Origin of the sequence: Methylobacterium sp. BTF04 (assembly GCF_010692745.1) — a bacterium.
Classification (GTDB): Bacteria; Pseudomonadota; Alphaproteobacteria; order Rhizobiales; family Beijerinckiaceae; genus Methylobacterium.
On record NZ_JAAHTB010000254.1, the window covers coordinates 1 to 518 of the forward strand.

Sequence of the window (518 nt, forward strand, 5' to 3'; positions counted from 1 at the left end):
CGGAAGCCGGCCGCGACCGGCGTGGCATTGGCGGTGAGCGCCACGATCCGCGGGCTCTCCGGGTCGGACAGGCCACCGGCGCCCTCTGGCGGAACAACGATGGCCGCACCGATGGCTTCCCAGACGCGCGGATCGTCGATCAGCGCCTCGACCTGTGCTTTGTCCGGCCCGCTCATCTTCACGGACTGGATCAGGTAGTTCTCGGCGAGCGCGACGAGCGGCCCGACGAGGACGGTGGTCATCTCCCCCCGGCCGTCCGACAGCACGCCGGCCAGGGTCTTGCCGGTTCCCTGTTCGGCGGCGGCTCGGGCCGCCGGATCAAGGCGCAGTTCGCGCGGGCTGTTCTGGCCGGCCAAGGCCACGGGCCCCCATGCACGGCCCGTTCGGTCGCGGAACATCACCGCGTCGCCCGACTGCAGGACCACGTCGGCATCGATGCTCAGCGTGTCGCCGCGATTGTCGACCACGCCCGCGCGGCGGCGGGCGTCGAGGAACCACGGGTCGACGAGGATGGAATC

1 protein-coding gene is annotated in these 518 nt (G+C 71.6%); it reads right to left on the reverse strand.

Features of this window, described 5'->3' with window-relative positions; translation table 11 throughout:
- Positions 1–518, reverse strand: a 518-nt coding sequence (locus tag G3T14_RS24600) for a hypothetical protein (RefSeq protein WP_163645064.1), incomplete at both ends; no start/stop codon positions are given.